A 7,188-nucleotide genomic window follows, 5' to 3' on the forward strand; every position below is an offset into this window, starting at 1 on the left:
GATCACCGAAGCTGCAAGCCGTACGGTACCCGCGCCCCACGATCCGGTCCAGATCACCGTCGGGCCCCGCCGCCGGCGAACCGAGGGGGCGCCGGAAGACCGGGGGTGCCGGCGAGGTTATTGCGAACATGAGGATCGGCGAAGCTTCCAGGGCCAGCGGCGCGAGCGCGCGATCGCTGCGGTACTACGAGGACGAGGGGCTGATCGTCCCCGGCCGTCACGACAACGGGTTTCGCGACTACTGTCAGTCCACGATCGACCAGGTGCTCGTCATCCGCTCGCTGCTGGAGTCCGGGCTCCCCGTACGGCTGATCAGGGAGCTTCTCCCCGGCCACACCGCCGGGGCCTTCGCCGGCGCGGAGGCGGTGTGCACGGAGTTCCTGGACGAGGTGGAGAGCCACCGCGACCGGCTGGCCGCGCGTATCGCCGTTCTCCGCGGGCAGCAGGCGGCACTCGACGCCTACCTGCGGGAGGCCCGCCGGACTGATCGATGACCGGCGCTTGACCTTGACATAAGTGTGAGACTCCTACCGTCCGGTCCATGGAGATCAATGAGCAGGGGCACGACGCCGAGCAGGGGATGCGGGCACTGGTCCAGCGGTCACAGCGGGGGCCGAAGGATCTGACCCTCACGACCGACCGGCCTCGTCCCACCCCGGGGCCCGGCGAGTACCTGATCCGCGTGGGCGCCGCCGGGGTCAACTTCGCCGACGTCATGCAGACCCGGGGGACTTACAAGGGAGGCCCGCAGGCGCCCTACGCCGCCGGTTTCGAGGCCGCCGGCGAGATCGTGGGCATCGGCCCGGACGTCGATGGCCCGCTTGAGCTCGGTACCCATGTCGTCGGAGTCGGCCCCGGGGCCTTCGCGCAGTTCATGACGATGCCGGCCGCGGGTGTGCTCCCCGTGCCGTCCGGCTGGAGCGACGCCGAGGCCCTCGGCCTGGTCCTGAACTGGGCGACCGCGTTGGCGGCCCTGAAGCCGCTGGGTGAGATCAAGGCGGGGGAGGCGGTGCTCGTCCACGCCGCGGCCGGAGGCGTGGGGCAGGCCGCGGTCCGCCTGGCCCGCCACTACGGCGCGCGCGTGATCGCCCTGGCGTCACCGGCCAAGCACGACACCGTCAAGGCCCTCGGCGCCGACGAGGTCCTGGACGGCGCGCTCCCCGATCTGGCGGCCGAGATCACCCGCCTGACCGGCGGCGTCGACCTGGTCCTGGAGTCGGTGGGACGGGCCACGTTCGAGACCAGCCTGTCGGTCACCAAGCCCGTCACCGGACGCGTCGTGGTGTTGGGCGCCGCGTCCGGCGACGCCACCCTGACCACCCACGATCTGATCTTCACCTACCCGGTCCAGGTCAAGGGCCTGCACATCGCCGGGTTCGCGGCGGCGGCACCGTCCCTCTACCAGTCGTTGATCGTGGAGATCGAGGCGCTCATCGCCCAAGGCGTGTATCCGCCCGGTACCCCCCAGGTTCACCCCCTGGCCGAGGGGCCGGCGGTGTTGCAGCGGCTCGAAGCCCGCCAGACCCGCGGCAAGCACGCCCTCGACCCCTGGAGCTAGGCACCCGCCCGCAGCCCACCGCAGTGCCCGCGGCCGGGTGCTCCCCCCATGCCCCTGGCCGAGTCAGGGACGCGGCCCGGCGCCCCCGCTCCGGGCCGGGCCGCGTCCGGGATGCCGGTCAGTTCGCGGTGCCGGTCACTTCACGAACTCGGCGAACATTCCGGGCTCGTAGGAGCCGCCCTGGTTGCGGACGATCACGTTGAGCCGGTTGGCCGCGTTGATCAGGGCCACGAGATAGACGAGGGCGGCCAGCTGGTCGTCGTCGAAGTGCTCGCGGACCTTGGCCCAGGTCTCGTCGGACACGCCCTGGTGGGCGTCGGCGAGGCGGGCGCCCTCCTCGGCCAGCGCCAGCGCGGCCCGCTCGGCGTCGGTGAACACCGTCGCCTCACGCCAGACGGCCACCAGGTGCAGCCGCAGCGCGGTCTCACCGGCACCCGCCGCCTCCTTGGTGTGGAGGTCGACGCAGAAGCCGCAGCCGTTGATCTGGCTGGTGCGCAGCATCACAAGCTCCTGAAGGTCCCGGGGCAGGGACGACTGCTGGATCAGGAGACTGACGCCGGCGAACCGCTTGCTCACCTTGAGGCCGAATTCGCCGGCCATCAGGTTCATTCGGGGATCCATGGCATGGTCCTCACTCGTGGAGTTCGGTGCCGCGCCGATCGTCCGCGCGGCGTCCTGACATCCATGGAGATGCCGGTGGCCTGGATCCCGTGACGGCGAGGCCGTGTGGCGTGAGGCACCCGTCGCCGATGTCACAAGGCGACGGTGGCCGGCGTCCGCGGTCAGTGCGCCAGCAGGTTCTCCAGCTCGGCTTCGAAGAGCAGGGCCGGGTCGAACCGCATGCCGGTGAAGTGACCGGCCAGTTCCAGGGACAGGACGCCGTGCAGCCGGGTCCAGAAGGTCAGGGCCCGGTGCAGGGTCGCCGACGGGGCGGGATGGTCCCCGGCCCAGTCTCGGTGGTCGTCGAGGTGGTCGTGGAACGGAGCCGCGGGGGAGTCGCCGTAGTGCGCGGCGCAGGCGTCCAGCAGGAGGGCCATGATCTCGGACGAGATCGCCGTCGTGTCGTCGGGCGCCCGGTAGCCGGGGACGGGCGTGCCGTAGATGAGCAGGTACCGCTGGGGATCGGCGAGGGCCCACGCGCGCCAGGCGCGGCCGAGGGCGGCGAGGCCGTCGCCGGACACCGGGCGGAGGGCATCGGCGAGGCTCTGGTACGCGTCGGTGACGAGCTCGGTGATCAGCTGGTCGCGGCCGGAGTAGTAGCGGTAGAGGGCGGGGCCGCTCATGCCCATCTGCTTGGCGATGGCGTTGAGGGACAGCGCGGACGCGCCGGCGGCGGCGATCTGCTCCCAGGCGTGTTGCTTGATCTGCGCCCGCAACTGCGCCCGGTAGCGCTCGCGCGGGGTCGTGTCGCTCGTCCGAGCCACTGGCCGTGCCACCCTTCCGGCCGGGGGAGCTAGAAGCTGAAGATTTAGTTAGAAGGTATCACGATCGGGGTTGACGTCCCTCGGCTCGGCTAGTTATAACTTCTCACGAACACAGTTGCTTCTAACGAACGCAGTGCTATCTAACGAACACGGCGTCCTCTAACTAACACAGCGGCTTCTAGCGCAGACGGCGAACGCCGCCTCGAACTGACAAGGGGAAAGTCATGCCCGGCATCCGCAAGACCAGCGTCCGTACCGCCCTGCTCACCGTCCCGCTCGTCGTCAGCGTCCTGAGCGCTGTCGCCGTGCCCGCCGGAGCCGCCGCCCACCCCGCCAGGTCGCTCACGTGCCGTGGGGAGGGCGTCGACCCCAAGGCCCGCGTCCGCTACAGGACCGAGGTCATGATCCACGCGCCGTTGAAGACCGTGTGGAAGGTGCAGACCGACGTGGAGCGCTGGCCGTCCTGGCAGGCGCCCGTGAAGACCAGCGAGCGCCTCGACCACCACGGCTCCCTCCGGAAGGGCTCGGCGTTCCGGTGGACGACCCCGGTGCCCGCCACTCCCGTGACGCCCGAGACCACCCTGGTCATCACCTCGACCGTCCGGCAGCTCAAGCACGGCTCCTGCATCCGCTGGACCGGCCCGGCGATCGGCGAGGGCATCCGGATCGACGGCGTCCACGTGTGGAACTTCGTCAAGGTCGAGGGCGGCGTCCTCGTGCGCACCGAGGAGACCCACACGGGCGAGTTGGTCGATGCGAACGTCGACTACGCGACCGAGATCCTCGGCCAGGGCCTCGAAGCGTGGCTGCGCGCCCTGAAGAAGACCGCTGAGGCGAGCGCTGGGGCCCACCCCACCGACCACTGACGACCACGCGGCTCCGGGGCGCCGGCCCAAACGTCCGCTCAGCTCCTCCGTCCCGCCGAAGGAAGGCGCGAACTCGGCGTCCACAGCAGGGGCGCCGTCATCTGGCCACGCGTCTGCACGGAGACTGGACCAGCCGCGCAGCCACCCGACGCGCCACCGTCAACGACCACTGAGGGGAAGCGATGACCGATACCTCCTGGCTGGGGCCCGCCATCGATGTCCGGCCCGTGCTCGCCGACCAGCAGGCCGCGTTCGTCGACCTGCTGCGTGGGCTCGGTCCCGATGACTGGTCCCGGCCCACGGTCTGCCCCGGCTGGAGCGTCAAAGATGTCGCGGCGCACGTGCTCGGCGACCACATCGGACGGCTGTCCATCCACCGCGACGGTCACCACGTCCTTCATCCGCGGGACGGCGAGGCGTTCCCCCGTTTCCTCGACCGCATCAACGACGAGTGGGTGATCGCCGTGAGCCGTGTCAGCCCGCTGATGCTCGTCGAACTGATGGCCGCCTTCGGCACCCAGATCGTCGAGTTCTGGCAGACCGTCGACCTGGACGCCCTCGGCCGGCCGGTGAGCTGGGCCGGACCCGAACCGCATTCCCAGTGGCTGGACGTCGCCCGCGACTACACCGAGTACTGGACGCACCACCAGCAGATCTGTGACGCCACCGGGCGGCCCGGACTCACCGACCCGTACTACATCGGTCCCGTCCTGGACACCTTCCTCCGGGCTCTGCCGCACACGCTGCGCGATGTGACCGCCCCGCCGGGCACCGTCCTCCAGGTGAGCGTGACCACGCCCGGTGCCGGAGACTGGACCTGCACCCGCGGACCCGACCGCTGGCGGCTGGACCGCCGGCCGCACCCCCGGCCCACCGCGCGGCTCGAACTCGACGCCGACACCGCCTGGCGCCTATGTACCCGCGGCATCACTCCCGAACAGGCCGGCGAGCACGCCCGCATCGACGGCGACCGGCACCTCGCGACGGCGGCCCTCCAGATCGTGTCGATCATCTGGTCGCCGCCCGGCCATGAGGCATCCGGAGAGCTCTGATACTCGAGTCCGCTCGACATGCTCGGCGTCGTTGGGGGCGTTGCCGGCTTCACCCGTTCCGGGGACGGGGCGCTCAGGCGTCGTTGCCGGCGCGTAGCCAGGCGATGTAGTCGGCGGCCGCGTGCTCGGTGTCGTAGGCGGGACGGTAGCCGGTGTCCTGCTGAAGACGGGTGATGTCGAGGTGGGCCTGCGGGCCGGCTCCGCGTGTGGGGAGTTCGGTGTGGGCGTCCGGGACGACGGTCCTGATGGCGTCGATGACTTCGGCGTTGGTCGTCGCGCGGCCGGATCCGACGTTGTAGGTGCGGTGGCCGAGCCGGTCGGTGAGCTGGAGGAGGGCGATCGCGCGGGCGGTGTCCTTGACGTAGCAGAGGTCGATCGCGTCGTCCCCGCCCACGCGGAGGCGTCGACCGCACGACGATGGTCGCCCTCCTGGACGTGCTGGAGGGCAAGGGTCTGGTGGCCCGCCGTCCGCACGAGGGTGACCGGCGCCGCAACGTGATCGAGCTGACCGACCACGGCCGGGAGACCCTCCGGCGGGGCACCGAGGCCAGCGACGCCGCCGAGCGCGCCTTCCTCGCACCGCTCGATCCGCAGGACGCGGAACGGCTCCGGGACTCACTTCAGAGAGCCTTGGCCCGACCCGCCGAAAGCTGAGCCCGCGGGCCCGGGGAGAGCCCAGCCACCAGCGTGCCCACGACCCGCGGACCGGGTGGTCTGTTCATCGATCCGTTCGGACCTGTCGTGTCATGGCCACTCGTGCGGCGCGGTGCGGGGGCGAGACTCCCGCGTGGCGGCGTGGCGGGCGGCTGACAGCGGGCTGTGTGCGGTTTGTGAGCGGTGGGCCGGAGGGTGAGGTCGTCCGTGTCACCCATTACCCGGAGGAACGGGTTCATGTCCCAACGAGATCTCTCGTCCGGCCGTGTCTCGCGGCGCCGCCTGCCGCGCGCGCTCGCCGCGTCGGCGCTGGCCGCGAGCCTGGCCGTGTCCGCGGCGCTCCCGGCCGCCGCCGCGCCCGCGCCGCCCGCGTCCCGGAACGGAACCGAGACGCCGCGCGACCGGCTTCAGCGGCTGGCGCGGAACCTGGTGGAGGCCGGGGCGCCCGGTGTGATCGTGCGGGTCGACGACGGCGGCGGCCGGCCGTTCGAGATCGCCGAACACGCCCCCTGGACCGAACGCGACCACCCGCTCGCCGCGGGGGACGAGTTCAGGGTGGGGTCCAACACCAAGACGATGACGGCCACGATCGTCCTGCAACTGGTCGCCGAGGGCAGGCTCGCCCTGACCGACCCGGTGGAGAAATGGCTGCCGGGCGCGGTGCCCAACGGCAAGGCGATCACGTTGCGCATGCTGCTGAACCACACGAGCGGGCTGTTCGACTACACCGAGGACGCCGAGCTGCTGCCCTCCATGCTCGGCAAGGACCGGCGGCGGTGGACGTCGGCGCAGCTCCTCGCCGTGGGGGTGAAGCATGACCCCCTGTTCGCGCCGGGCACGCGCTGGGCGTACAGCAACACCGGGTACGCCGCCATCGGCGCCGTCCTGGAGCGGGTCACGGGGGCGAGCCTCGCCGACCTGGTCCGCGACCGGATCGCCCGGCCGCTCGGTCTGCAGCACACCTACCTCGCCACGGACGGCACCTGGCGCGGCCCCTACGCCCACGGGTACGAACCGGATGCGGCCCACATGCCGCCGGGGGTACCGACCGAGTTCCGGGACTTCGCGGGACCGCACCGCAACGGGCACGTCGACGTCTCCGGCATCGACCCCGGGTGGGGCGGGATGGCCGGGGCGGTGGTGTCCACGACGCGGGACTGGGCCCGGTTCCACACCGCGCTGATGTCCGGAAGGCTGCTGCCCGCCGCGCAGCTGGCGGAGATGCGCACCACGGTTCCGTCGAACCCCGCGCGGCCGGACGCCGGTTACGGGCTCGGCATCGCGACTGGGACGACGCCGTGCGGCACGTTCTGGGGGCACGACGGCGGCATGCCCGGCTACCTGACGGCCACCCTCACCGACCGCGCCGGGGGACGGACGGCGAGCTTCCTCATCTCGACGGATTTCTGGGCCGAGTTCGATGCCGACCCGAAGCTCGCCGAGGCCGCCGACGCCTTCCAGACCGCCGTGACCTGCGCGATGTTCGGCAAGCCCGTACCGGACGCCGCTCACGCCGGCTGATCGGGGCGCCCCGCCGCGGGCGCGGTGACGACCGCGGACACCAGGCCCTCGGCCTCGGCCCGCGTCATCGCCGCGCCCGCGGCGTGCGCGGCGGCGAACCCGCCCGCGCCCAG

General features: G+C 71.8%; 8 protein-coding genes and 1 pseudogene. 6 read left to right on the forward strand and 3 right to left on the reverse strand.

Going from position 1 to position 7,188, the window contains the following annotated elements; genetic code table 11:
• Window positions 1–128 precede the first annotated feature (128 nt).
• Window positions 129–494 (forward strand): MerR family transcriptional regulator, encoded by a 366-nt coding sequence (locus tag E1291_RS02335; protein ID WP_131735843.1) that lies wholly within the window; start codon window positions 129–131, stop codon window positions 492–494.
• A 47-nt stretch (window positions 495–541) separates the two neighbouring features.
• Window positions 542–1,558, forward strand: coding sequence for a zinc-binding dehydrogenase (locus E1291_RS02340; RefSeq protein ID WP_131735844.1), 1,017 nt, complete (start codon window positions 542–544; stop codon window positions 1,556–1,558).
• 135 nt (window positions 1,559–1,693) lie between these two features.
• Here the strand turns inward: E1291_RS02340 and E1291_RS02345 are convergent, their stop codons facing one another.
• The gene (locus E1291_RS02345; RefSeq protein ID WP_131735845.1) at window positions 1,694–2,179 is read right to left on the reverse strand and encodes a carboxymuconolactone decarboxylase family protein; all 486 of its coding nucleotides are present in this window, start codon (window positions 2,177–2,179) and stop codon (window positions 1,694–1,696) included.
• 161 nt (window positions 2,180–2,340) lie between these two features.
• Window positions 2,341–2,982 carry a TetR/AcrR family transcriptional regulator gene (locus E1291_RS02350; protein ID WP_131735846.1) on the reverse strand — a complete coding sequence of 214 codons (642 nt, stop codon included), beginning with the start codon at window positions 2,980–2,982 and terminating at the stop codon, window positions 2,341–2,343.
• A gap of 224 nt (window positions 2,983–3,206) precedes the next feature.
• Here E1291_RS02350 and E1291_RS02355 point away from each other — a divergent pair, with 224 nt between their 5' ends.
• Both E1291_RS02355 and E1291_RS02360 read left to right on the forward strand, forming a co-directional pair.
• Window positions 3,207–3,848 (forward strand): SRPBCC family protein, encoded by a 642-nt coding sequence (locus tag E1291_RS02355; RefSeq protein WP_131735847.1) that lies wholly within the window; start codon window positions 3,207–3,209, stop codon window positions 3,846–3,848.
• Between the two features lie 182 nt (window positions 3,849–4,030).
• On the forward strand, window positions 4,031–4,900 hold the full coding sequence (locus E1291_RS02360; protein ID WP_131735848.1) for a maleylpyruvate isomerase family mycothiol-dependent enzyme: 870 nt from the start codon (window positions 4,031–4,033) through the stop codon (window positions 4,898–4,900).
• 73 nt (window positions 4,901–4,973) lie between these two features.
• Here the strand turns inward: E1291_RS02360 and E1291_RS02365 are convergent, their stop codons facing one another.
• Complete coding sequence (locus E1291_RS02365; RefSeq protein ID WP_207400510.1) at window positions 4,974–5,294, reverse strand: NAD-dependent epimerase/dehydratase family protein; 321 nt, start codon at window positions 5,292–5,294, stop codon at window positions 4,974–4,976.
• A gap of 14 nt (window positions 5,295–5,308) precedes the next feature.
• Between E1291_RS02365 and E1291_RS02370 the strand changes: the two are divergent.
• Window positions 5,309–5,554 (forward strand): annotated as a pseudogene (locus E1291_RS02370) (MarR family winged helix-turn-helix transcriptional regulator); the annotation flags it as partial.
• Window positions 5,555–5,791: 237 nt separating this feature from the next.
• Window positions 5,792–7,075, forward strand: coding sequence for a serine hydrolase domain-containing protein (locus E1291_RS02375; protein ID WP_131735850.1), 1,284 nt, complete (start codon window positions 5,792–5,794; stop codon window positions 7,073–7,075).
• The last annotated feature ends 113 nt before the right edge of the window (window positions 7,076–7,188 follow it).

This window comes from Actinomadura roseirufa (genome assembly GCF_900659635.1).
GTDB lineage: Bacteria > Actinomycetota > Actinomycetes > Streptosporangiales > Streptosporangiaceae > Spirillospora > Spirillospora roseirufa.

Excerpts from the sequence above, each read along its gene's own strand:
- E1291_RS02335 (WP_131735843.1), top strand. The coding sequence starts at position 129 with ATGAGGATCGGCGAAGCTTCCAGGGCCAGCGGCGCGAGCGCGCGATCG.
- E1291_RS02340 (WP_131735844.1), top strand. The coding sequence starts at position 542 with ATGGAGATCAATGAGCAGGGGCACGACGCCGAGCAGGGGATGCGGGCA.
- E1291_RS02345 (WP_131735845.1), bottom strand. The coding sequence starts at position 2,179 with ATGGATCCCCGAATGAACCTGATGGCCGGCGAATTCGGCCTCAAGGTG.
- E1291_RS02355 (WP_131735847.1), top strand. The coding sequence starts at position 3,207 with ATGCCCGGCATCCGCAAGACCAGCGTCCGTACCGCCCTGCTCACCGTC.
- E1291_RS02360 (WP_131735848.1), top strand. The coding sequence starts at position 4,031 with ATGACCGATACCTCCTGGCTGGGGCCCGCCATCGATGTCCGGCCCGTG.
- E1291_RS02375 (WP_131735850.1), top strand. The coding sequence starts at position 5,792 with ATGTCCCAACGAGATCTCTCGTCCGGCCGTGTCTCGCGGCGCCGCCTG.